The 20894-nt window shown below is 62.7% G+C and carries 25 protein-coding genes and 1 pseudogene; 16 read left to right on the forward strand and 10 right to left on the reverse strand.

What is annotated here, in order from left to right:
- Window positions 1-260: 260 nt before the first annotated feature.
- Both JO965_RS32875 and JO965_RS32880 read right to left on the reverse strand, forming a co-directional pair.
- Window positions 261-431 carry a hypothetical protein gene (locus JO965_RS32875; protein ID WP_203446229.1) on the reverse strand — a complete coding sequence of 57 codons (171 nt, stop codon included), beginning with the start codon at window positions 429-431 and terminating at the stop codon, window positions 261-263.
- A gap of 428 nt (window positions 432-859) precedes the next feature.
- Window positions 860-1546, reverse strand: coding sequence for a calcium-binding protein (locus tag JO965_RS32880; protein WP_203446230.1), 687 nt, complete (start codon window positions 1544-1546; stop codon window positions 860-862).
- A gap of 476 nt (window positions 1547-2022) precedes the next feature.
- Between JO965_RS32880 and JO965_RS32885 the strand changes: the two genes are divergently transcribed.
- Window positions 2023-2724, forward strand: a complete 702-nt coding sequence (locus tag JO965_RS32885) for an IS6 family transposase (protein WP_203446231.1) — start codon at window positions 2023-2025, stop codon at window positions 2722-2724.
- A 149-nt stretch (window positions 2725-2873) separates the two neighbouring features.
- On the opposite strand, the gene JO965_RS49010 is transcribed toward JO965_RS32885, so the two are convergent.
- From JO965_RS49010 to JO965_RS32895, 3 genes are all read right to left on the reverse strand, one after another.
- Window positions 2874-3002, reverse strand: coding sequence for a hypothetical protein (locus JO965_RS49010; RefSeq protein WP_256451937.1), 129 nt, complete (start codon window positions 3000-3002; stop codon window positions 2874-2876).
- 83 nt (window positions 3003-3085) lie between these two features.
- Window positions 3086-3409 carry a DNA-binding protein gene (locus JO965_RS32890; RefSeq protein ID WP_246777157.1) on the reverse strand — a complete coding sequence of 108 codons (324 nt, stop codon included), beginning with the start codon at window positions 3407-3409 and terminating at the stop codon, window positions 3086-3088.
- Between the two features lie 95 nt (window positions 3410-3504).
- Entirely contained in the window at window positions 3505-3714 is a 210-nt protein-coding gene (locus JO965_RS32895; protein ID WP_203446232.1) for a hypothetical protein, read from the reverse strand.
- 375 nt (window positions 3715-4089) lie between these two features.
- Between JO965_RS32895 and JO965_RS32900 the strand changes: the two genes are divergently transcribed.
- The 10 genes from JO965_RS32900 to JO965_RS48400 all read left to right on the forward strand — a co-directional run bounded on the left by JO965_RS32900 (window position 4090) and on the right by JO965_RS48400 (window position 9908).
- Window positions 4090-4338, forward strand: coding sequence for a hypothetical protein (locus tag JO965_RS32900; protein WP_203446233.1), 249 nt, complete (start codon window positions 4090-4092; stop codon window positions 4336-4338).
- Window positions 4335-4781, forward strand: coding sequence for a CBS domain-containing protein (locus tag JO965_RS32905; protein WP_203446234.1), 447 nt, complete (start codon window positions 4335-4337; stop codon window positions 4779-4781). The genes JO965_RS32900 and JO965_RS32905 overlap by 4 nt, the downstream gene beginning before the upstream one ends.
- 40 nt (window positions 4782-4821) lie before the next feature.
- Entirely contained in the window at window positions 4822-5499 is a 678-nt protein-coding gene (locus JO965_RS32910) for a dienelactone hydrolase family protein (RefSeq protein ID WP_203446235.1), read from the forward strand.
- Window positions 5500-5501: 2 nt separating this feature from the next.
- Window positions 5502-6179, forward strand: coding sequence for a phosphoribosyltransferase (locus JO965_RS32915; RefSeq protein WP_203446236.1), 678 nt, complete (start codon window positions 5502-5504; stop codon window positions 6177-6179).
- Complete coding sequence (locus JO965_RS32920) at window positions 6176-6667, forward strand: ferritin-like domain-containing protein (protein ID WP_203446237.1); 492 nt, start codon at window positions 6176-6178, stop codon at window positions 6665-6667. Before JO965_RS32915 ends, JO965_RS32920 begins: the two co-directional genes overlap by 4 nt.
- Window positions 6668-6685: 18 nt before the next feature.
- Window positions 6686-7147: a YbhB/YbcL family Raf kinase inhibitor-like protein gene (locus JO965_RS32925; protein WP_203446238.1), complete on the forward strand. Its 462-nt coding sequence runs from the start codon at window positions 6686-6688 to the stop codon at window positions 7145-7147.
- A 34-nt stretch (window positions 7148-7181) separates the two neighbouring features.
- Window positions 7182-7991, forward strand: coding sequence for a sigma-70 family RNA polymerase sigma factor (locus JO965_RS32930; protein ID WP_246777158.1), 810 nt, complete (start codon window positions 7182-7184; stop codon window positions 7989-7991).
- A 20-nt stretch (window positions 7992-8011) separates the two neighbouring features.
- A complete protein-coding gene (locus JO965_RS32935; protein ID WP_203446239.1) occupies window positions 8012-8308 on the forward strand; it encodes an I78 family peptidase inhibitor in 297 nt (98 codons plus the stop codon).
- A gap of 282 nt (window positions 8309-8590) precedes the next feature.
- A complete protein-coding gene (locus JO965_RS32940; RefSeq protein WP_203446240.1) occupies window positions 8591-9184 on the forward strand; it encodes an Hsp20/alpha crystallin family protein in 594 nt (197 codons plus the stop codon).
- Window positions 9185-9347: 163 nt separating this feature from the next.
- Window positions 9348-9908 (forward strand): hypothetical protein, encoded by a 561-nt coding sequence (locus JO965_RS48400; protein ID WP_246777159.1) that lies wholly within the window; start codon window positions 9348-9350, stop codon window positions 9906-9908.
- Window positions 9909-10087: 179 nt separating this feature from the next.
- On the opposite strand, the pseudogene JO965_RS32950 reads toward JO965_RS48400, so the two are convergent.
- The 3 genes and pseudogenes from JO965_RS32950 to JO965_RS32960 form a co-directional block, all read right to left on the reverse strand.
- A pseudogene (locus tag JO965_RS32950) lies at window positions 10088-10846 on the reverse strand (SDR family NAD(P)-dependent oxidoreductase).
- Between the two features lie 29 nt (window positions 10847-10875).
- Window positions 10876-11523 carry a response regulator transcription factor gene (locus tag JO965_RS32955; protein WP_203446241.1) on the reverse strand — a complete coding sequence of 216 codons (648 nt, stop codon included), beginning with the start codon at window positions 11521-11523 and terminating at the stop codon, window positions 10876-10878.
- A 9-nt stretch (window positions 11524-11532) separates the two neighbouring features.
- Window positions 11533-12726 carry a PAS domain-containing sensor histidine kinase gene (locus JO965_RS32960; protein WP_203446242.1) on the reverse strand — a complete coding sequence of 398 codons (1194 nt, stop codon included), beginning with the start codon at window positions 12724-12726 and terminating at the stop codon, window positions 11533-11535.
- 248 nt (window positions 12727-12974) lie between these two features.
- On the opposite strand from JO965_RS32960, the gene JO965_RS32965 reads away from it, so the two are divergent.
- From JO965_RS32965 to JO965_RS32975, 3 genes are all read left to right on the forward strand, one after another.
- On the forward strand, window positions 12975-13454 hold the full coding sequence (locus JO965_RS32965) for a fasciclin domain-containing protein (protein ID WP_203446243.1): 480 nt from the start codon (window positions 12975-12977) through the stop codon (window positions 13452-13454).
- Between the two features lie 192 nt (window positions 13455-13646).
- Window positions 13647-14417, forward strand: coding sequence for a calcium-binding protein (locus JO965_RS32970; protein ID WP_203446244.1), 771 nt, complete (start codon window positions 13647-13649; stop codon window positions 14415-14417).
- A gap of 1350 nt (window positions 14418-15767) precedes the next feature.
- Window positions 15768-16214, forward strand: a complete 447-nt coding sequence (locus tag JO965_RS32975; protein ID WP_203441368.1) for a CBS domain-containing protein — start codon at window positions 15768-15770, stop codon at window positions 16212-16214.
- Window positions 16215-16552: 338 nt separating this feature from the next.
- Here JO965_RS32975 and JO965_RS32980 read toward each other — a convergent pair whose 3' ends face one another.
- On the reverse strand, window positions 16553-16903 hold the full coding sequence (locus tag JO965_RS32980; RefSeq protein WP_203441367.1) for a hypothetical protein: 351 nt from the start codon (window positions 16901-16903) through the stop codon (window positions 16553-16555).
- A 267-nt stretch (window positions 16904-17170) separates the two neighbouring features.
- Between JO965_RS32980 and JO965_RS32985 the strand changes: the two genes are divergently transcribed.
- Both JO965_RS32985 and JO965_RS32990 read left to right on the forward strand, forming a co-directional pair.
- Complete coding sequence (locus tag JO965_RS32985; protein WP_203446245.1) at window positions 17171-17599, forward strand: hypothetical protein; 429 nt, start codon at window positions 17171-17173, stop codon at window positions 17597-17599.
- A 248-nt stretch (window positions 17600-17847) separates the two neighbouring features.
- Complete coding sequence (locus tag JO965_RS32990) at window positions 17848-18747, forward strand: hypothetical protein (protein ID WP_203446246.1); 900 nt, start codon at window positions 17848-17850, stop codon at window positions 18745-18747.
- 121 nt (window positions 18748-18868) lie between these two features.
- Here JO965_RS32990 and JO965_RS32995 read toward each other — a convergent pair whose 3' ends face one another.
- Complete coding sequence (locus JO965_RS32995) at window positions 18869-20557, reverse strand: recombinase family protein (protein WP_203446247.1); 1689 nt, start codon at window positions 20555-20557, stop codon at window positions 18869-18871.
- Between the last annotated feature and the right edge of the window lie 337 nt (window positions 20558-20894).

Consider the following 20894-nt stretch of genomic DNA (forward strand, 5'->3'; position numbering starts at 1 on the left):
CGGCACTCACATTCCGATTCAGGTTCCATAAAAAATGTTCAACGAAATTCGCCTGTAGCCGCAAAGTTAGAATGTCCTGATCCCGCTTTGCCGGCCGCCAGACATTTCAATTTAGCGGCCGCATTCAGTGTGAGTTTGGGTTCAATCACGCGTTCTCGTCTCCGCGACGAGCCGGCTATATCCTCTAGTCAGGCACTCACCTTTAGATACACTGACGGTGCCCCATCGGGTGGGGTGGTGGGAGGCCTCGCAGTGATTGTTCAGGTATTGGGCGGCACAAGGTTTGTGCGATAACCCGCGCCGGCATTGTCACCAAAGACAGCTCCTTTCGAGACGAGGTCGATCCCGCCGGCCTTCGGTTGGCGCACCCCGCGCCCAATGGCGACGCGGAACACGGCGAGAGTTCCAGGGGTGGTGGGACACGTGCCCACAGCGTCGTCGTTACCTGACGTCCCTTACCGGTGCGGCTCGGCGCTGGGCCCGTGAGGATCCGCTGCGACCAGCGAAAGCCGATCTCATTGAAGTAAAAGTACGGCGAAGGCCCCGGATGCCCGATATGGCTAAGGTCATCCGGGGCCTTGCTGTGACAGGGCCAACGAGGGGGCGATCGACCCGTCACAAGCTGCGGACCATTCTTCACGAGGTGCGGAGCGCGGTGCCCCAGGAGTGAGAAGGAATGATCCGCGTCGCAGCATCGGGGCGGGTTGCTTAACTCAGGTCATAGAGGCTCGAATTGGCTCCGCGACGTCTCCCTGCCGCAACACCTCGAGCGTTTGCATCAGGCCGCCTCGCCCATGAGGTCAGCAGCCTTCGACGCGGGATGGCCGTCACGGCCGAGAGCCGTGACGGCCTGAGGCCATTAGTGGATCGAGAAATAATCGCCCGGGTTGCTGTTCACCTCCTCAGCATTGACGTTCACGAGGGTAATCGTGTCGCCATTCCCAAGGTCGACAACGGTATTGCTGCCGACCTGCTGGACGCGGTCAGCAAGATCGTCGGCCGTCGCGATATCGGTGCCGTTGATCCCTTTGGAGATCTGCAGCAGATCCTGGCCCGGCTTGAAATCCAGCACGACATCATTGCCGCCGCCGCCGGTGAAGACGAACGTGTCGCCACCCGCGCCGCCGACGAGAAGGTCGTCACCCGCTCCGCCTTCAATGAGATCGGCTCCGGAGCCGCTGCGCAGGATGTCGTCGCCCGCGCCGCCCTGCAGCAGGTCAGCGCCAGCACCGCCGTCAAGCGCGTCGTTGCCGACCCCTCCGAGCACGATGTCAGTGCCAGCGCCGCCGTCGAGATCATCGTCCCCATCGTCGCCGAGCAGGTGATCGACTCCGGAACCGCCGAGCAGGTTGTCGCCACCCGCACCACCAGAGAGCCAGTCCTCCCCGGCGCCGCCATCGAGCAGGTCTGCACCGTCCTCGCCGTACAGATCGTCGTCGCCGCTTCGGCCGAAGATCAGATCGTCTCCGCCATGGCCGAAGATAGCGTCTGCCCCGGAGGCGCCCTGCAAGTGATCGATGTTCTCGCTACCGCCGATTGTTGCCATGTCATTCTCCTGTGTTGTGTCTGCCCGGCGAGCGGGCGCGTGCCGATGCGCCAGCTCGTGAGGATCAAACGGATTGAACAGTGAGAGCGCTCTGAGCGCGTGCTTGTGGAGCTGGATGCGATGTTCACTGCTTTTCGTGTCAGCCAGCGAATTCTGGATAGAAGAGATTCGGATCAGTGTAAACCATCTCAAAGTACTTCTTAATATTGCTTTCTAATGTCCGCAAACTCGCCGTAAAAAATACCGAAATACTTCAGGAACAGTCCATGCATAATTGAACGAATTTCGATATGAATTGCTTGTGTTATTCTATGTGATTAGGCTAAATCATTGCAGATCAACGGGTTGTCATCATAATCGGAATGGGTCCCAGGTTCCTAAATCAGTCAAGTCCGGTCGCCCGTTCAGACGGTGCTGAGGGGCGGGGGGTGTCACGTTAACCCAGATGTGAGGGCCGAGCGTGTAGATCGACTGGCATGACCACGCCCGTCTGCTACAAACGCCATCGCTTTCCACGTGAGATCATCGCCCACGCCGTTTGGCTCTGCTTTCGATTCCCGCTGAGCCTTCGCCTGATCGAGGAGATGTTGCTCGAGCGCGGCATTATCGTCTCTTACGAGACGGTCCGGCGGTGGGCTCTGAAGTTTGGGCCAGATTACGCTCGCCGCATCAAACGCAAGTCGCCGAGTCGCCGCGACATCTGGCACTTGGACGAGGTGGTCGTCACGATCGCTGGCGAGACGCATTGGCTGTGGCGGGCGGTGGATCAGGATGGCTACGTGCTCGACGAAATCGTTCAGACACGTCGCGATACCAAGGCAGCCAAGCGTTTGCTGAAGCGCCTGTTGAAGAAGCAAGGGTGTTCACCCCGACGGATGATCACCGATAAACTGGGCTCCTACATCGCGGCCCGGCGTCAGATCATGCCGGCGGTCGAACACCGCTCGCACAAAGGGCTCAATAATCGAGCGGAGAATTCGCATCTGCCCTTGCGCCGACGAGAACGGGCGATGCACGGCTTCCGATCACCAGGAAGCCTGCAGCGGTTCGTCAGCGTGTTCTCGGCTGTCCGCAACCTCTTCGTACCACCCCGCTCTCGTCGCTCTGCTCTTGCCACCCATCTGCGTCGCCTCAAAGCCATGGCGGCGTGGAAGTCTGCAGCCGGCGTTGTTGCGTGAACCTGTCAGATGAACGCGTTGGCCTTATGCGCTCGACGTCAGTTGATGTGACAACGCCTTGCGACAACTCTCGAGAACAACCCATACGTTCGCCTGCACGACCGGCGTGCCAGCCAGTAGCTTTCCGTCGGGCAGCGGCTTACCTCCGGTTAGGGGCGCAGGAACTCGACCACTGTCGCTACTGCATCGCCATAGGCGCAGAAGCCTTCACCGACGCAACCGCTATCCAGCGGTTGTCCGGATCGTCCGACCAGTTGCCACCGGACACGGTAGGCCATGAGGACTTCCCAGCATCACACCGCTCAAAGTGACATGCTTGTAGGGCTTCCGACAGGGGCTGCGATTGGCGGCCGCTGCTGGGTTAGACGTCGTTCTCGCTTGTGAGCTGATCCGGGCGCAGGCCCTCGTCGGGCGCCCCGGAGCGGCGCAGACGAACGCCGGGTCCTGCACCACCATCAGCATCGAGGAAGATCACGCCTTGATCCTCGAGAGCAACCCGGATGGCGGCCAGGGCAGCTTCGGAGGCATGCGCCTCCCCCTCGGCTTCAGCCTGCTTGATCGTGTGGAGAGACAGGCACGAGCACCCGGCCAGTTCGGCCTGAGACAAGCCGAGGAGCGCCCGTCCGGCGCGCAGCTGCGCGGGGGTGATGGGTGTTTCGTGCATCGCGACATGCCTCTGGCTCAAGCGCCCAATCCTACATACCCAAGCCATGCGCCCAGGTGAAGATCATGTGGCGCGTCGGAACTGGAGACGACAGGATAGGACGGCAGCGTAAAGGCTCAGGCCGCCTTGCGCTCCTGCCCGTGCGGCCTGACATAGACCAGCTGCCGGTGCCACTCGCACCAGCTCGATGTTCCGCTCGTCGGGGCGCCACAGCATACGGCCTCCCGCATGTCCTCGGAGACAATGAAGCGGCATTGGAACGCGCGGGCTTCCAGGAGCGGGGTTTGATAGCGCGGCGATGGCTTCGTAATCTCAGGACGGGTCATGGGTCGACGACGAGGCTGCACAGCAAGGACCTGAACATCAAGCAATCGCCACGGCCGGACGGACACCTCACTCAGCGTCGTCCTCTTGGCTTGTGGTGGCGTCCGATCAGATATGGGATCGCAACTGGCCTAACACCTACATGGCCGTGACAAGCCACTCCTGCAAGGTCAAGCCCAACTCGAGGAGGGATGAACCGGGTTCAAGCGGTTGCAACACCGGTCAAGTGCGGAGAGCCCGCCGATCATCCCGCATGGGCCGCTTGGGATTGTCTTCTTGATCTTCGGGACCGGACCTGAAGGACCGATGATCGCGTTATCTTCCCGATCATGAGTCAAGGCCCAGAGGCGGTCCATCCCGGTGAAAGGGAGGCGCTCATGAGACGAACCACGTATTACGTGTTCCACTCGGCGACGGCCCCTGACCTGCGCGGCATCACCGGCGATCCGGATGGTGCCATGCTCCCCGCCTCGGACGGGCCCTGGACCCTGGAGGAGCAGATCGCTCCGGATGAACCCTGGACGCTGGACCTCGACCAAGCCGTCGTCGCATTCGGGATCGTGGAGAATGGCTGCTATCTCTGGGGCCCGATCCCCCAGAAGGCACTCAAGAGGAGGAAGCCATGAAAGTCAGTGAAGTCATGACACGGGACGTTCAGCTGATCGAACCGACCCAGACCATCCGCGATGCGGCGAAGCTGATGGCCGAGATGGATGCCGGCATCATGCCCATCCGTGAGGGTGATCGGCTGGTCGGCCTGATCACCGACCGGGATATCGCGGTCCGGGCCGTCGCCGAAGGCAAGGGGCCCGACACCCCTGTCCGCGAGGTGATGACGCAGGACGCGAAGTACTGCTACGAGGACGACGACACCAACGATGTCGCCCGCAACATGGCCGACATCCAAGTCCGCCGGCTGCCGGTGCTCACCCGCGACAAGCGCTTGGTCGGCATCATCTCGCTCGGCGACATGGCGGTGTCAGATGGCTCTGGCCGGGCGGGCGAAGCCGTAGCCGGCATTTCGCAGCCGGGCGGTCAGCACAGCCAAACCGGCGGTCCCCGGCACTGAGTCTTGATACAGCGAGATCGGCATAGCCCGGAGACTTGCCATGGCAGGCGGGAACCTCAACGCGCCGCTGGGCCAGCGACACGAACAGCCTCAGGTTGAGGTCTCGATTGCGCCGCTTGGCCTTCCGGGAACGCTGGTGCATCCGGCTGCCGGGCAGGGTATCGTGCTGTTCGCCCACGGCAGCGGCAGCAGCCGCCTGAGCCCGCGCAACCGCCTAGTGGCCGAACGGCTGCAACGGAGCGGACTCGGCACGCTGCTGTTCGACCTGCTCCAACCGGAGGAGGCGGACAACCGCACTAACGTCTTCGACATCAGCTTGCTCGCCGCGCGGCTGGCGTTGGCCACGGATTGGGTGTGCTCTCAGGAACTGCCGGACGTGCCCGTCGGCTACTTCGGCGCCAGCATGGGCGCAGCCGCGGCTCTGATGGCAGAGACCCTGACACGACACCGGATCGCTGCCGTCGTGTCCCGCGGCGGCCGCCCGGATCTGGCGGGTGTCGCGCTCCCGCGCGTCCGGGCGCCCACGCTCCTGATCGTTGGCGGAGACGATCATGCGGTGATCGAGCTGAACGAGGAGGCGCTGACCCATCTGACCTGCGAGAAGCGCCTGGCGGTTGTGCCCGGGGCCGGGCACCTGTTCGAGGAGCCCGGCACGCTCGATCAGGTGGTGACCTTGGCGCGCGATTGGTTCGTCCCGCGCCTGGACCAGAGAGATTGAACATGCAGCCGGATGATCTGAGCTTCCGGGACCGAGCCGAGGCTGGACGCCAACTTGTTCCGCGTCTGACGGCCTATGCGGATCAGAACCCTGTAATCTTGGCCTTGCCTCGCGGCGGCGTACCAGTGGCGTTCGAGGTCGCTCGGGCCTTGCGGGCGCCGCTCGACCTCATCTTCGTACGCAAGATCGGGGCTCCCGGCCACGCCGAATTCGGCCTGGGTGCGGTGGTCGACGGCGCCCATCCCCAGGTCGTGCTCAATGAGGAAGCCCTTGGCCACGTCAAAGTGCCGCCGGGCTACATCGAAGACGAAACCCAACGGCAGCTGAAGGAGATCGAGCGACGGCGCGAGCACTATCTCGCGGGCCGGCGCCCGATCGACGTGGCGGGCCGGGTTGCCATTGTGGTCGATGACGGCATCGCCACGGGCAGCACCGTGCGGGCAGCCCTGAAAGGCCTGTCCCGCGCTCGGCCGGCCCGTCTCATCCTGGCCGTGCCGGTCGCGCCCCAGGACACCCTCGCGCGCCTCGCGAGCGAAGCCGACGAGGTGGTCTGCCTGAGGACGCCGGAGCAGTTCTACGCCGTCGGCGAACACTACGATGACTTCCGCCAGACTTCGGACCGGGAGGTGACCACGCTTCTGGACGAGGCCCAACGCTGGACCAGGGAGGATGTGCCATGACCGTCACCGGTCTTCGTGACCTGTACATGGCCGAGTTCCAAGAAATCCGCGGCATCGAGGAGCAGCTCGTTGAAGCCCTGCCGAAGATGGCCGATGTGGCCGGCCATCCGGAACTCAAGCAGGGGATCCAAACCCACCTGGAGGAGACCCGCGCCCAGCAATCCCGCGTGGAGGAGATCCTGCGCCGGCACAACGCCGAGCCGCGCAAGCACATCGACCAGGCCATGCAGGCGATGCTGCAGGAAGCCGAGAAGTGGGCCAGCATGGTGCAGGACCGGGATCTGCGCGATGCCGGCATCATCGCCTCGGCGCAGCGGGTCGAGCACTACGAGATCGCGGTGTACGGCTCGCTCGCCACTTGGGCCAAGCAGCTCGGGCTGGACGAGGATGTGCAGGCGCTGCTGGCCATCCTGGAGGAGGAGAAACGCACGGACGAGCGGCTGAGCCTGCTCGCCAAGTGCACGATCAATCCGGATGCCGCAACCTGACGCTGAAGGAGAGGAGCCATGTCGCTTACCATCACCAGTCCGGCCTTCCGGAACGGCGAGGTCATCCCGACCCGGTACACCCGCGACGGCGAGAACCGCTCGCCGCCGCTAGAGTGGCGGGATGCGCCGCCCGAAACCAAGAGCTTCGTGTTGCTTGTCGAGGACCCCGACGCGCCGTCAGGCACGTTCCGGCATTGGGCGATGTACAACATCCCGGCCGGCGAAGCCGGCCTGCCGGAGGGAGCGTCCGCCCAAGGACTCCGCGGGGCGGGAGAGGGTGTGAACGGGTTCCGGAACGCCCGCTATGACGGTCCCCAGCCGCCGAAGGGGCATGGGCCGCATCACTACCATTTCCGGCTGGCCGCCCTTGATGTGCCAAGGCTCGACATGCCGGCGCCGGCGAAGGCCGAGGACGTTTGGGCGAAGGCGCTGCCCCACATCATTGCCGAGGCGGAGGTGGTTGGCGTCTACGAGCGGTAAGACTGATGAGGAGCCAGGTTGTTAAGCAGGTCATGTGGGACTGCGTAAGCTTGTCACAGCCTGGCAGGTTGATGCCGCAGTGATCGGACGACATGTTTTCTTTATGGCTGGCGCTGAATTTAGACCACCCAATCCTATTGTTCTCGGCGATGCGGTCCGCGAGCATCTGGGACAGCAGTTGCGTGGCATCTATTCCGACTTCATCACCTCCGATCTGCCTCCGGATCTCATCAGGCTGATCGCACGCCTGGAGAGTTCCATTCGGATCCCCCACGATCCGCATGATCCAGGCTTCGTCCAGGACCTCCTGAACTCCATCCGTCATCTGCGTGCCTTTGCGATCTCGCTCACCCATGATGTGGACCGCGCCGAGGACCTGGTGCAGAGCACGCTCCTGAAGGCCTGTGACCGGCGCAACCGGTTTGAGCAAGGCACCTGCCTCCAGGCCTGGCTGTTCACGATTCTGAAGAACGAATTCTACACCGAGCACCGGAAACGGCGGCGGGAGGTGGAGGACATCGAGGGCGCCTATGCGGCACACCTGATTGCGCTCCCGGATCAGCTGTCCAGGCTGGAGCTGCAGGATCTCTCGCAGGCTTTGTCGAAACTGCCTCCGTGGCAGCGCGAGGTCCTCCTGCTGATCAGCGCGGAGGGCCTGAGCTATGAGGAAATCGCCGCCCGTCAGCACGTGACGGTTGGCACCGTCAAGAGCCGGGTCAACCGGGCCCGCCACCAGCTCGCGGACAACCTTGGTCTGGGACCGGAAGACGCCATCGGCACGCGGTTCTCGCACCCAGAGCGGGCGGAACGCCGAGGCGCAGAGAGCTTGCATCACCTCGGTTGATCTGGGAGCGGAGGCATCGCATGAGCTCGCGTGTAATCCGGTTCTTGGCGGTCCTGCTGACCGCTCTCGCCCTGATCCCGGCCGGAGGGCTCACCCAACCGGCTCCGGACCGACAGGCGTGTGCGGCAGGTGAGGCCGAGGCCGTCATCGGGCAACCGTACTCGCCTGAGCTGGCCGAGAGGGCCCGCCGGACAGCCGGGGCTCGCGAGGTCCAAAAGGTCGAGCCGGGGGGCGCCTACACGACCGATCTCAACGCCGACCGGCTGAACATCGAGGTGGACCGCGCCGGCATCGTGACAGGCCTTCATTGCGGATAAGGCTCTATCGCCAGCGGCGATTACTGCGGTTGGCCGGATCACCGGAATGCTCATCCCCACTGACTTGAAGAAAACGGAGGAGGACTGTCGGGCCCAAGCAAACCCAATGCTTCTGCTCTCCATTGTTGGTCCAATCGCGATTCCGGACAGATCGGTGCCGGAATATAATTGGTTTCGATGGTCGAGTGCTTTGGCTCTGATACCATCCAATCCGAGTTGTGTTGCCCTTCCGGCGGACCCACCTCCGCCGAGGCTCGCAAGTTGAACGAGGAGGAACGCACAATGGCCCGCAATCCCATGACCCCCTCCCGCTCCGGCTTTGGTCTGCTGGCCGGTAGCGATCCCTTCCTCTCGCTTCACCGCGAGATGAATCGTCTCTTCGACGACGTTCTTCGCGGTCCTGGCCTGCCCACGGCTGGTGGTCAGGGCCAGAGCGTCGGCAGTGTCGTCAACGCCAGCATGAACGTGTCGGAGACGGACAAGGAAATCCGCATCACAGCGGAACTGCCGGGCGTGACCGAGCAGGACATCGACGTCAGCCTCGATGATGATGTGCTTACCATCCGCGGCGAGAAGAAGTTCGAGCGCACGGACGAGAAGGAGAACTTCCACTTCGTCGAGCGCTCCTACGGCACGTTCCAACGCTCGCTGCGGCTACCCTACCCGGTAGAACCTGAGCAGATTCAGGCCAGCTTCGAGAATGGAGTGCTCACCGTGACGGTGCCCAAGACCGGGCGACAGGAGCGCTCACGCCGCATCCAGGTTCAGGGTCGCGGTGCAGCCGGACAGGGCCCCTCCGGCGGCACCAGCCCTGAAGACGAGGATCGAGCAAAGGCCGGTATCTCGGACCAGTCGAGCGACACGAGATCCGGATGAGTCAGTCGCCCTTGCGCCATTCCCTGACGCACGGGCTACGTCCCGCGGCAGTTCCCTGAGCAGGAGAAGGTCGAGAGACCCAACGCCGTAGGCCTGCTGTTCACGGTTGACATATTCGGATCTTGGGACGACAGCGATTTTTCCCGGACGACATCTGATTGACATGCTGGCTCATCCCGGTGTGAGCGAGGCAGACAAAGAGCGGCTACGGGACCTGTTAGGAGCATCGGATCCCGTCACGCTATTTACTGGTATCCGCGTGGCCCAGGAAGAGCTTGGGAAACGGGTTGATCGTCGTGACCTGAACAGCACGCCTGAGGAACCGGTCGCCATTGACCTTCAGCGCTTTGCGGCGAGCCTGAAGACGGCCTGGCAGGCCGGCGAGACGCGACCGACGCATCGACGGCCGTATCGGCGTACCAAGCCATATCCGAAGCGGCCGAGCATGTTTGAGCCGTATGAGGCCCAGATCAAGGCGTGGCTTGAGGCCGAGCCCGCGATCCCGGCGGCGACGGTGCTGCAGCGTCTCATGGATGCCGATCCGGCGCGCTTCCGGACGAGGAGCCTGCGGATGGTGCAAAGGCTCGTGAAGGTTTGGCGGGCTGACGTGATGGGGCGGATCATACTCGACGGGGACTGGATCAAGCGGGTGCACGCCTATCCTTCAGCCGCGGAGGGCGAGATCGCCCGCTCCATCACAACGCCCGGTAACATTCTCCGGTGAGGCAACAGGAGGGGTCAATTCTTCGGTTCGCTTGACACAATACACCGGCTCGACTGACGATGCCAGGATCAGCCGCGCAAAACAGGCTAATTTGTCGCCCGTGATGGATGAGGGCGTAGTCGAAGTCCTGATTGAGGGTTATCGTGACATTCCCGCAGTGGGCGGGCTTACGCTCCCTCTCAAAAGGGAATTGCCTGCCCGCCCCAGGCAAAGAACCGACCTGACTGTGCCGCAGTTGGACCATCCACGACAGCAAGAATCTTCTCGGCAGCAGAGATGGGCGAGAACACCTTCCTGTTCTCGCTCCCGCTCTGGAACGGACGGCTGAGAGCTGTGTCAACGGTTCCAGGGTGAAGAACGACACACACGGCTTCCGGCTTCTGACGATTGAGTTCGATTGCGAAGGTTCGCAGCAACTGGTTGAGGGCGGCCTTCGAAGCGCGATAGCCATACCAGCCTCCAAGATGGTTGTCCTCGATGCTGCCAACCCGCGCAGACAGGACCGCAAAGATGCTCTTGCCTGCTTTCGGCATAAGCGGCAGCAGATGCTTGGCCACAAGCGCCGGGCCAATGGCATTGATCCGGAAGCTCTGGGCAAGCTGCTACGGATCGAGAGCGCGATAAGTCTTCTCAGGCTGGAGCGTCGCGTCATGAAGGAGCCCTGTCGCCACCAGGATGAAGCGCAGCGGGGCGCCGTCAGCAAGCTGCTCGGCTGCCGCGGCGAAGCGTACCTCGTCCTCGATATCGATCCGACCCACCCGTACGCCGGCCAAGCTCCGATCGGCTCCGGAGCGGGATAATGCATGAACGGCCTCGAACTCTTCCGAGGCAAGAAGGCCTGTGACGGCGGATCCAATGCCGCCGGAAGCCCCGATAACAACTGCTTGAACCGGTCGTTCGAGACTGCGCAACCGTGAAGATGGCGAAGGTGGAAGCATGGGATGCACCAACCTGTTGCGCCAGCAGGTTAGGGTTGGATGATCTGCGCCCGGATCGCGTACCGGACCAGGTCAGGCAACGAACTGAGTTCCAGTTTGCGCATCGCGGCGGTGCGATGCGTCTCCACGGTCTTGACGCTGAGATCCAGAAGACGTGCAATCTGCTTGTTACTTCTGCCTTCGGCCAGAAGTTGAATGACCTCGCGTTCGCGCGAAGTCAGTCGCTCGGCCACGGGACGAGCGGGCATCGCTGGTCCACCTTTAAGGAAGCCATCCAGAACTACTTCAGACACCCGCCCGGCAAAGAAGGGTCTTTTTTGCGACAGGCTTTCCACTGCCGGGATCAGCTGCCGGACCGCATCGGACTTGAGCAGGTAGCCGCGGGCGCCAGCTCCCAGCACCTCGCGGATCAGTTCCTCACTCTCGTGCATCGTGAAGATCAAAACCTCGGTTTCCGGCTGGCTTTGGCGAATGCGGCGGGTCGCTTCCAGGCCATTGAGTTCCGGCATGGACAGGTCGATGACCGCGACATGGGGCCGATGCTGCAAGGCGAGGTCGACGGCATCTCGTCCATTAGAGGCCTCGGCGCAGACCTGCCACCCCACGTGCTGTTCCAGGAGATCCTTGAGCCCGCGCCGGACGATGTCATGGTCGTCAGCGAGAAGAATGCGTAGCATGGTAAGTCCTCAGAGCTCACTGGAAGGCATCTTAGACAGATCGTTCGGCGGGCACCCATCCGCATAGCAGGAGCCGATGGTAAAGCTGGCGCTCACGCGAGTGCCCAAAGGGCTCGAATGGATCTCAAGTTGGCCGCCGAGTTGCTCCAGACGCAAGCGCATCCCGGAGATCCCGACTCCTATCAACTGAGCATCATCTCCGTTCGCATGCGGGAGGGCTTTGAACCCAATGCCGCCATCGACGATGTCGAGTCGGACAATGTCATCCTTTCGGGACAGCGCGAGCCGCGCCTGCTTGCTGCCGGAGTGGCGGTGAACGTTCGACAGGGCCTCCTGGGCGACCCGGTAGAGGGCAGTTGCAATAGGCCGAGGCAATGGCTCACCGCTATTCTCGATACTGATATCGACCCGAATGCCGCTTCGCTCTGAAAACCCTCTCGCGAGCCAGCTCAAGGCCGCAGTGAGCCCAACATCATCGAGGAGCGGAGGGTGGAGCAGATAGGACAGCGTGCGGACCTCCTGAAGGCTCTGCTCAGCCAGTTCGAGAGTCTCCTTGAGAATGCGGTGGACAGGCTCACCCGCATCGCAGAGCTGGCCATGTAGGCGGGAGGCATTCAACGTGATGGCGAGAAGGTTCTGAGCCGTCGTGTCGTGCAGCTCGCGCGCAATAGCACGTCGCTCCTCGTCCTGCAGATGCATAAGACGGCCGCTCAATCGGGCCAGTTCCTGCTGCGTGCGTTTGACCTCGGTGATGTCTTCATGCGCGATCACGATCCGGCATATCTGCGCCTGATCTGGGCGGGTCACCCGGATCTGGAACCAGCGCGGTCCCTGCGGACTGCGGCAGGGATACTCCATCCGGAACTCAGAGCAGGCGCCTGCCATGATCTCCCGCAGCGCCTGCGCAGTCCTCGCAGCCTCCTTTGACAGGGGCGCAGCTCCCTCGCAGACGGCGAGGTAGTTGATGCCGACGCCATGGTTCTCATCGGCATAGCCAGAGGCGTGCGCAAAGGTGCGCCAGGCTCGGTTCACTGCGATGATCGTCCCTGTCTCGTCCAGCACGGCAATATGAGCCGATAGGGCGTCCAGGGTCGAACGCAGCAAAGCCTCCGCCTCGACGCCAGGCGCGATCAGGGTCGGCAGCCGGCGAGCGTGTAACGTCCCTGTCGTGCTGCGGCGCTTTCTGGCGGACTGATACTCCATCAATGAAACCCGGCTTGGTCTGGGACGGTCCATACGAGCCTTAAGCTTGGCTGCAGTTCGGCGGCGAGAAGCGATGTCGATCCTTGCTGTCATTTCCCACCGGCACAAGGGAAAGTGCACCGTCTACGGTGATTTTCCGGGTCTCCTCAGGAAAGTCCCGATGAATAATCGGTCGTGACCCGGGCATACCAATCAAGGCTGATGTTGGTGGACCTCAAGGGCACAACGATCAGGAAGAGGAGAGAGCAATGACTGCGAAGTATAGCGTCTGCGCCGTGCTGGCCATGCTTGCCGTGGCATCTCCGGCTGCGGCAGCAGACATCGTCGAAACGGCTGTGACGAACGGCAACTTCAAGACCCTCACGGCCGCGTTGCAAGCCGCCGACCTCGTTAGCACGCTCAAGGGCAAAGGGCCGTACACGGTCTTTGCGCCTACTGACGAGGCCTTCAAGAAGCTCCCAGCCGGGACGGTGGAAAACCTCCTGAAGCCGGAAAACAAGGCTCAGCTTCAGAAGGTGCTGACCTATCATGTGGTCGCCGGGAATGTTAAATCTGGTGATCTCAAGGGCAAAACGACAAACGCTCAGACTGTCGAAGGCACCGCCGTGCGGATCGATGCCAGCGGCAACGCCGTCAAGGTCAATGATGCCACTGTCACGCAAGCTGACGTGAACGCATCGAACGGCGTCATTCACGTCATCGACCGCGTGATCATGCCGAGGTCCTGAGGCTTGCCGCTCTCACGGATGGCGGCGCACCGCTATTGGCGTTCTCGCGGCCCTATGATCCTGCGGCCATGATCGATCTCATGCATTCGTGACGTGCGGCGCTTGAATCAAGGCTGCTGTAGCGCCGCCGCGCCAGAGCCAAGGGCTCTCCGCCCTTAGGCGACTGCTACTCGCTGCTTAAGGAGTTTAGCAATGTCTTATCATGATGACTTCGGATGGGACTACCGGCCCTTCGGGTCCTTCGGAAACGACAGGGTCACCGTCGACGCGGACGGCAGCGTTGTGTTCACAGGCTTCGGCCGCGACACCGTTCGGGTGCGGGCCGACGATGTGACGGTCGATCTTGGCTTTGGCAAGGATGTTGTCCGGACGATTGGCGACGATGCCGTGGTGAATGGCGGCTTCGGCCGGGACCGCCTCCTGGGCGGCGAGGGCACTGACTCCCTGTGGGGGAATTTCGGCGATGACGTGATCCGCGCCGGCAAGGGCGCGGACTATGCACTCGGCAATCGAGGCAACGATCTGACCGATACGGGGGAGGGTCTTGGCATCCACTTTGGTGGAGTTGGGAACGATACCTTTTTCATCGGCCGGGAGATCGTCGGCAACAATGCGCAGGATACCGTGATCGCACTCGATTTCGGGAATGGTCATGACAGGCTCGATATTGCCCCGGAGATCGTCGCCAATATCGCAAGCATCGCGGAAGGAAAGGTCGACCTCGTGCCTGTGCTCGCCGCCTTTGAGGCGGAGGGGCTCGGTGTCCCCGAGGTGGGGCAGCGCCTGTCCCAGACGTTCCTGGGCGAACAGGCTTTCCGCGAGGTCGCCCGGTTCCTCTCGCAGTTCCCGCCGAACGAGCAGGGGCAGGTTCTGGTCGATGCGACCACCGTCACGACCAACGAGGGCGACACGATCATTGCTCTTGGCGTGATGAAGGATCAGCTTCTCGCCGCTGTCGCCTGAGCCGATGCTTGCCTTTGGACGCGGGTTTCTCACCCGCGTCTGTTCAACCACGACAACGATCCGATCAGTACTGTGGCCACGGTCCCACCCTAAAAATCGGTTTCCCGTTGGCGGGGCAGATCCTCATAAGGGGAGCGCGCAAGGTTTGTGCAATAAACCGCGTCAAACAGGACAAATTTGGAACAAGACCTCTCAGGCGCTGGGAGTTGCTGAGGTGTGACATCGGCTGAAGCAACCAGAAACTCCCAGGAGATCAAAGCCCTAGCCACGTTGTCCATCTCTCAGCTGATGATTAGTACCATCAAACAGCGGGCCTTCATCTGGCATCCGGCTGCCGACCGCGTTGAGGAGCTACGCGAGGCGAGAGCACCTGCAAAACGGCGTCAAATTGGATGCTGTCGGACCAAGGTTCACGCTTCGTCCAAGTTACCGAGGTTTGTTGAACAGACCTTGCGCGCTCCCCCAGTAGCCAAGCCAGGCATTATGAGCTTGATCCGATCTATTTCAGACGAGAGCAGGACTAAGGGGAGGGGCCCGTTCCCTCCACCCAGGCCTTGCAGCCTGCCGCGCGGTCTGCTCGCCCGCGAAACCACGCTTGGTGGGCTGCCCGAAGCCACAGACGTGGCACTGAACAGCGGCCGCGAAGCACCCATCATTCGGGGCGAAGCTCAGGACCGACGCTGCATCGCAGGAACACCGTGGACACAATCTCTGATCCATAGGGCTCTCCCTTTCCCGCCGATTGCAGCTGGTTGAGCGACGTTAACGCAAATAGCGCTGCGTCCGAGCCGGGGAGGCCGCGACAACATTGGGCGGCGCAAAACGACAAGGGATCCGGGGTACGAACAAGGTGGCCCTGACATCACTCCCGGCCAGCCGCGTTTAACGACCTCATGCCCCCTCACAAGGAGGGGAGCTTGAGGAAGTGTGTTGGTTGTTTCGAACGGTGCCCGATGGAACGAGGTTCGTGTCAGACCGAACTGCGCCCGCCGCCACCATCCACCCCCTCGCAGATTTCAGCCTGCCGATCGACGGCCGCACGAACCCTGATGCCCCTGGTTCCGGACGCGGCTTTCGGAACCAACGTAGATTACGCCCGTTCGACCGGCATGATCCCGAATGAGCCTCTGCTGTGCATGACGACCGCCGGGTTAGAGGAGGTGGCGAGTCCTGCTGTCATCCCAATGTGGTGCTGGCGGCACAATCCGACGCAGTGCGGGTTCTCCCCACGGGTGGAGATAGGCCCGGCTCAGGGGCCGCATAGCGCTGGCCATGCAGGTCCCCGCCCACCGAGAGGCGCGAGGCCCACGAAGCGAGATCGTATCGGGGGCGCAGCATGAGGAGGAACTCATGAAAATCAGTGAAGTCATGACACGTGATGTGCGGCTGATCGAGCCGACCCAGACCATCCGGGATGCGGCTCGGCTGATGGCCGAGCTGGATGCCGGCATCATGCCGGTGCGCGAAGGCGACCGCCTGGTCGGCATGATCACCGACCGTGATATCGCCATCCGGGCCGTCGCCCAGGGCCGAGGCCCTGACACCCCGATCCGTGAGGCGATGACGGACGAGGTCCTGTATTGCTTCGAGGACGATGACACTGTCAAGGTGGAGCGTAACATGGCCGACATCAAGGTCCGCCGCCTGCCGGTGCTCAACCGTGACAAGCGCCTGGTTGGCATTGTGTCGCTGGGTGATCTGGCGATGAACGACAAGGCCGCGAAGGTTGGTACCGCGATGGCCGGCATCTCACAGCCGGGCGGCCTGCACAGCCAGACCGGCGGTTCCCGGCATTAGGCCTTTGGCCTAGCGAGATCCAGAACAGCCTGACGCCGGGAAGAACAGCACAACGATAAAGGAGAGCATGAGGTCTTATGGGGCGGCGATGAAGCGCTTGAGGGCGGCCCCATTGGCGGGCAGGGAGACGTGTTGAAATGGCGAGCTCTCGAAACAGCCCCTGACTGAGTGCCCCACACTTCCTCACGCTCTCTCTCGCGCGCGTCCGATTTACTCTTTTACTCTTGGGTTACGCGCCACGGGTAACAGCAGACGAGACTGCAGCAGTGCACCCCAGTGCCGACCCACGGCGAACTCCTGGAACATGCGCCCGTCGTGGCCGTTTCGAGGCTCCCTCGTTACTGGCATAAATATCCCCGCGCGCCATCGGACATGCACTTGGTGCCGTTCGGCAGTGTCACACCGCCCGTTCCGTCGGGCGCGACGTAGGCCCCGTTCGGCAGCCGGAAGCCGCCCGATCCGTCTCCCGCCGCCGTCGTGCCGTCGGGCAGGACGTAGCCGCCGGCCCCGTTGTAGACGATATGTTTCGCATTGGTGGGCGCGGGGGCGATCGGCGGGGCCGGCACGGCAGCCGCGGCCCGGGTGTCGCCCACATTCGCGGGCGGTAAGGGCTGTGTCTGCTGCTGTTCTCCCGACGAGACGCACGCGGCGAGAGCCAGGCATATCGGCAGGGCGGGCGGCAGGCGCATCGGGTTCCTCCAATGGTGCGACCGAACGGCCAAACCTGACTACCGGCACCGCAGGATCGCCGCCATTGCTCTCATGGGTGAGGCCAGCTGGAGTCAGGCAAGCGATGCTCCCTCTCCGAGATGACTGGGCATCGATCGTCGGTGACGATCAGCCATGGTCACAGTCACGGGATTATACTCCGTTTGTGAGTCGCCTTGACATCGTTTCCGGCCCTGCATGCGTTATGGTTGGGTGGAGTGCAGTGCACGGTTCTTGGTCAGCCTCCGATGAGGATCGCCACGGTAATTTCAGTGCGCCTCGCGGCCTTCCTGACCGCCGGCGCGGGGCTGTTACCCGACGGTGCCGAAGCTGCGCGGCTTCATTGCACCACGCTGTCGCATGTCAGGTCCAATGCCGAGGGGAGAATTGAGGAGGCCGATCCGGCCGATCCGTTTGCCATGACCTGGCAGAGCTTCGACTTCGACACCTCGACCCTGATCCTCACCAATGCGCTTCCCGATGACGCAACATACTCGCAGAAACTGCAGAAAGGCCTCCTCAGCACGAGCGAGTTCGTCGGCTTCTTCCGGATTGGCGCCTCGCCGATCGGGATGCTCCACGTCAGCCTGTCGAGCACGCCCATGACCTTCAGCCTCTACAGGATCCGAGACTTTCTGTCGGGTGTGTGCCGGTCGCTCGAAGAAGAACCAGAGTGATCCAGACGATCCGAGGAGCCGTTGATAGAAAGGCCTGTGAGGCTCGACCACGGTCGCCAAGGCTCATCTTGTGCTGGTGGATAAGGGATGATGGAGCATCGAGCATGGTCCCAAGAGTACCGGACGACCAGCCGCCCCCCAGATTTTTCATGCTCCAAGCACACGTTTGTGAAGCACCGAGGCGGGCGGAGCCGGAACAGAGCCTTTGGCATCTGCTTTTCGAAAGCGGACGTGCCCGGAGATTTCGCATGCCCAGCACCCCACTTTCTGCCGTTTTGCTCCTGATTTTGTCAGCCTCAGCCCTTGCTCAGGCGCAGACCATTAGTCCAGGCTCCGATCAAGCCATCGGCCAACGCTTCGAGGTCAAGGCGGATCAGCTCCCAAAACCCTTTGAGGGCCCTATTGTGCGCAATCCTCCCCTGATCCTGGACAGGGAGAATAAGACACCTGTCGTGCCAGAAGCCTTTGAGGTGTCGCTCTTTGCCGACAAACTCGACAATCCGCGTCAGGCCCTCGTGCTCCCCAACGGCGATCTGGCCGTTGTGAGCCAGGGGTCGGGCACCATTTTCATCCTGCGCGATGCCGACCAGGATGGACGCGCCGAATGGGTTGAGCGCTTCGCGGCCGGCTTCAATAAGCCCAACGGCATTGCCCATCGGCGCGGTGAGTTGCTGGTGGCCGACCAGGAGGGCATCTGGAGCTTGGCATATCAGGATGGGGCAGTCCGCAGCCAGGGAGCGCAACCACGCCGCGCGGCGGATGTCCCGCCGGAGCAGCGTAAGCCTGATCCGGTCATGGACGGTCAGAAGCTTATCACCGCCCGGGGGGTCTTCGGGGTCGTGCAGGGGCACGCCAACCGCGACCTCGAGATCGGGCCGGATGGCCGGCTTTATGTCGGCGTCGGCTCCGCCGGCAACCTGGGGGTGGAGCCGGAGCCCAAGGCGACGATCCAGAGGTTCTCGGCGGAGGGCAAGGAGCAGGCGACGATCGCATCGGAACGGCCTCGCCTCGGTTGGGCGGGAAGCCGTAACCTATGGTGTAGACGGTTCGTGATCTCAGCCGGATGCGATATTCTCATGAGCAGTCGTTTGGTGGATCGGCTGGTTCAGGAGCTGTGCGATGCCAACGCTGACAGTAAGCTGGGATGAGAACGGGCCTGTCCTGCACACGGCTGAGGTGGAGAATCCTGTGTCGGATCGGTGCTGGAGCGCTCCGATCGGGCAGTTGACAGAGGATGAGAGACAGGAGTTGCTGTCGGCGGTCCAGGCTTTAGCGCAGCTCATCACTGATCTGGCCACGGAGGACACCTTCTTCAGCAATCCCCGTTAGCGCACGAAGCGACATGGGAGGAGTGGCTAGATAGTCTGTACGCAACCGACAAAACGGCTCGCGTTCACCGTTGGGGCCGGTTGGGAAGGCGTAGCGGATCTCCACCTCACCGTCAGTGACAACAACGCGATCAACGAGCAGCTCGAGAAGAGCCCGCTTGCGGTCGAAGTCGGCACTGGCCAATCCATCGCGAACGCGTCGGCAGAACTCTTCAGCATTATCCGCCAAGCGCGCCGTCTCATGCCGATCGCGTGCGTCAGCAAGGAGTTCCTGTTCTTGCCTCTCCAAAGCCCCCAAGCGGCCCTCGGTTTCCCGGCGCCGCCGCTCAAACTCGGCTAAGGGCACGACCCCGCCTAAGTAAGCCTCGGTCAGTCGTTCGATCTGCTGGGTCAGGCTCATCCGGCCGCGCCGCAGGTTCTCCCGCCGGGCCTGCCATTCCTGCGGCAGCCAATGACCGCTGCGGGCTCGCTCCATGGCTTGCGCGATAACCTCTGGATGCTGCAGCACCTCACAAAGATCCTGCCAGACCAGCTCCTCCAGAGGCCTGGCCGGAATATAGCGCGCCGGGCAACGCTCACCAGGAACGAGCAGGCGCAGTTGGGTCTTCGTGCGGCACAGATAGTAATCATAAGCTGGCGGCAGCCGGCGGCCGGTGCAGGCACGCCGACAGCATCCGCAGCTGACAAGCCCGCGCAGAAGATACTGATGCACCCGGTTGTTACGTGGGGCCATCCGGCGATTATACACCAGCCGTGCGGCGGCCGCGTCAAACTGCTCCCGGCTGATGATGGCCGGAACAGAGGCCACCGCGATCCACTCCGCCACATCGGTAGGCCGGCGCGTTCCTTTTGAGTGGCCGACCGGGCGCAGCGCCGAGTATCGCGTTTGCGGAGGGCTGGTTCGCATGCGGTTGGCAAAGATCTGACCCGCATAGGCCGGATTGGTGAGCAAGCACCGCAAGGCCGAGGGGCTCCAAGTCATGCATCCCGTGGGCGAGGCAATGCCAAGTCGGGCCAGGCGCTGGATCAACGCGATCATGGTCGCGCCTTCGATGTACCAGGCGAAAAGATCGCGCACGACGGCGGCTTCGGCTTCGTCAATGCGCACGCCAGCCGGGTCTCGCGGGCGGTCGGGATCAAGACGGTAGCCGTAAGGTGGACGCGTCCACGGCAACAGCGTTCCCGCCTTGAGCCGCCGCAGCCGGCCGCGACGCATGCGCTCGGTAATCAGGGTTCGCTCGTACTCGGCCACCGCGCCGCGGATCTGGAGGAGCAATTGATCATGCGGATCCTGGCTCATGGGCCGGTCAAGGAACTCGACCGTGGCACCATGCTTCTGAAGCTCCTCCACCAGCAGAACCTGATGAACGTAGTTGCGAGCCAGGCGGTCCGGGCTTGTGATCAGGATGCGGTCGAGGCGGGCGCTTGCGACAGCATCGCGCAACCTATCGAGCCCAGGGCGTTGCAGGCTGGAGCCACTGTAGCCATCGTCGCGAAAGATGTACTCGGGGGCCAGATCTGTCCCTTGTGCGAGAGCGTAGGCTCGCAACCGTTCGATCTGCTGTTCAGTCGACTGACTTTGAACCTGGCGCTGGGTGGAGGCGCGGCCATAAGCGGCGAGGATTAGCATGGGGGCTCTCCTGTAGGGTCGCCTCGCCCCCGCCGCCGTCCGGGTCGGGTTCGGCCGGGCGTGCCGTTTCCAGGAGCAGCTGGAACGCACGGTCCCAACGCCGCTGCGCATCCGGGTGGTGGGCCCAGTGCCGTACGATCCTCCACGGTGGCTGGCGCATGATCTGCTCCCTGGGGGCGGGATGCCTCGGGAGCAGAACCCTGTTGGGCCGCACGTCGGCGGCAGGGGCTAAACGGAACCCGGCTCCATGTCAGAACCAAACGGCCAAGCCGGACGTAGCAGAATTTGTCGTTTGTGAATCTACCATCTACAGGGTGTTCGCAGGCGGAAGGCACTC

The organism is Microvirga sp. VF16 (assembly GCF_016864375.1).
Classification (GTDB): domain Bacteria; phylum Pseudomonadota; class Alphaproteobacteria; order Rhizobiales; family Beijerinckiaceae; genus Microvirga.

Coding starts and splice junctions, on each gene's coding strand:
- JO965_RS32935 (WP_203446239.1), top strand. CDS start 8,012: ATGAGCTCGCGTGTAATCCGGTTCTTGGCGGTCCTGCTGACCGCTCTC.
- JO965_RS32960 (WP_203446242.1), bottom strand. CDS start 12,726: ATGGAGTATCAGTCCGCCAGAAAGCGCCGCAGCACGACAGGGACGTTA.
- JO965_RS32970 (WP_203446244.1), top strand. CDS start 13,647: ATGTCTTATCATGATGACTTCGGATGGGACTACCGGCCCTTCGGGTCC.
- JO965_RS32880 (WP_203446230.1), bottom strand. CDS start 1,546: ATGGCAACAATCGGCGGTAGCGAGAACATCGATCACTTGCAGGGCGCC.
- JO965_RS32885 (WP_203446231.1), top strand. CDS start 2,023: ATGACCACGCCCGTCTGCTACAAACGCCATCGCTTTCCACGTGAGATC.
- JO965_RS49010 (WP_256451937.1), bottom strand. CDS start 3,002: ATGGCCTACCGTGTCCGGTGGCAACTGGTCGGACGATCCGGACAACCG.
- JO965_RS48400 (WP_246777159.1), top strand. CDS start 9,348: ATGCTGGCTCATCCCGGTGTGAGCGAGGCAGACAAAGAGCGGCTACGG.
- JO965_RS32990 (WP_203446246.1), top strand. CDS start 17,848: ATGCCCAGCACCCCACTTTCTGCCGTTTTGCTCCTGATTTTGTCAGCC.
- JO965_RS32915 (WP_203446236.1), top strand. CDS start 5,502: ATGCAGCCGGATGATCTGAGCTTCCGGGACCGAGCCGAGGCTGGACGC.
- JO965_RS32895 (WP_203446232.1), bottom strand. CDS start 3,714: ATGACCCGTCCTGAGATTACGAAGCCATCGCCGCGCTATCAAACCCCG.
- JO965_RS32900 (WP_203446233.1), top strand. CDS start 4,090: ATGAGACGAACCACGTATTACGTGTTCCACTCGGCGACGGCCCCTGAC.
- JO965_RS32905 (WP_203446234.1), top strand. CDS start 4,335: ATGAAAGTCAGTGAAGTCATGACACGGGACGTTCAGCTGATCGAACCG.
- JO965_RS32925 (WP_203446238.1), top strand. CDS start 6,686: ATGTCGCTTACCATCACCAGTCCGGCCTTCCGGAACGGCGAGGTCATC.
- JO965_RS32965 (WP_203446243.1), top strand. CDS start 12,975: ATGACTGCGAAGTATAGCGTCTGCGCCGTGCTGGCCATGCTTGCCGTG.
- JO965_RS32940 (WP_203446240.1), top strand. CDS start 8,591: ATGGCCCGCAATCCCATGACCCCCTCCCGCTCCGGCTTTGGTCTGCTG.
- JO965_RS32985 (WP_203446245.1), top strand. CDS start 17,171: ATGAGGATCGCCACGGTAATTTCAGTGCGCCTCGCGGCCTTCCTGACC.
- JO965_RS32975 (WP_203441368.1), top strand. CDS start 15,768: ATGAAAATCAGTGAAGTCATGACACGTGATGTGCGGCTGATCGAGCCG.
- JO965_RS32910 (WP_203446235.1), top strand. CDS start 4,822: ATGGCAGGCGGGAACCTCAACGCGCCGCTGGGCCAGCGACACGAACAG.
- JO965_RS32955 (WP_203446241.1), bottom strand. CDS start 11,523: ATGCTACGCATTCTTCTCGCTGACGACCATGACATCGTCCGGCGCGGG.
- JO965_RS32920 (WP_203446237.1), top strand. CDS start 6,176: ATGACCGTCACCGGTCTTCGTGACCTGTACATGGCCGAGTTCCAAGAA.
- JO965_RS32980 (WP_203441367.1), bottom strand. CDS start 16,903: ATGCGCCTGCCGCCCGCCCTGCCGATATGCCTGGCTCTCGCCGCGTGC.
- JO965_RS32995 (WP_203446247.1), bottom strand. CDS start 20,557: ATGCTAATCCTCGCCGCTTATGGCCGCGCCTCCACCCAGCGCCAGGTT.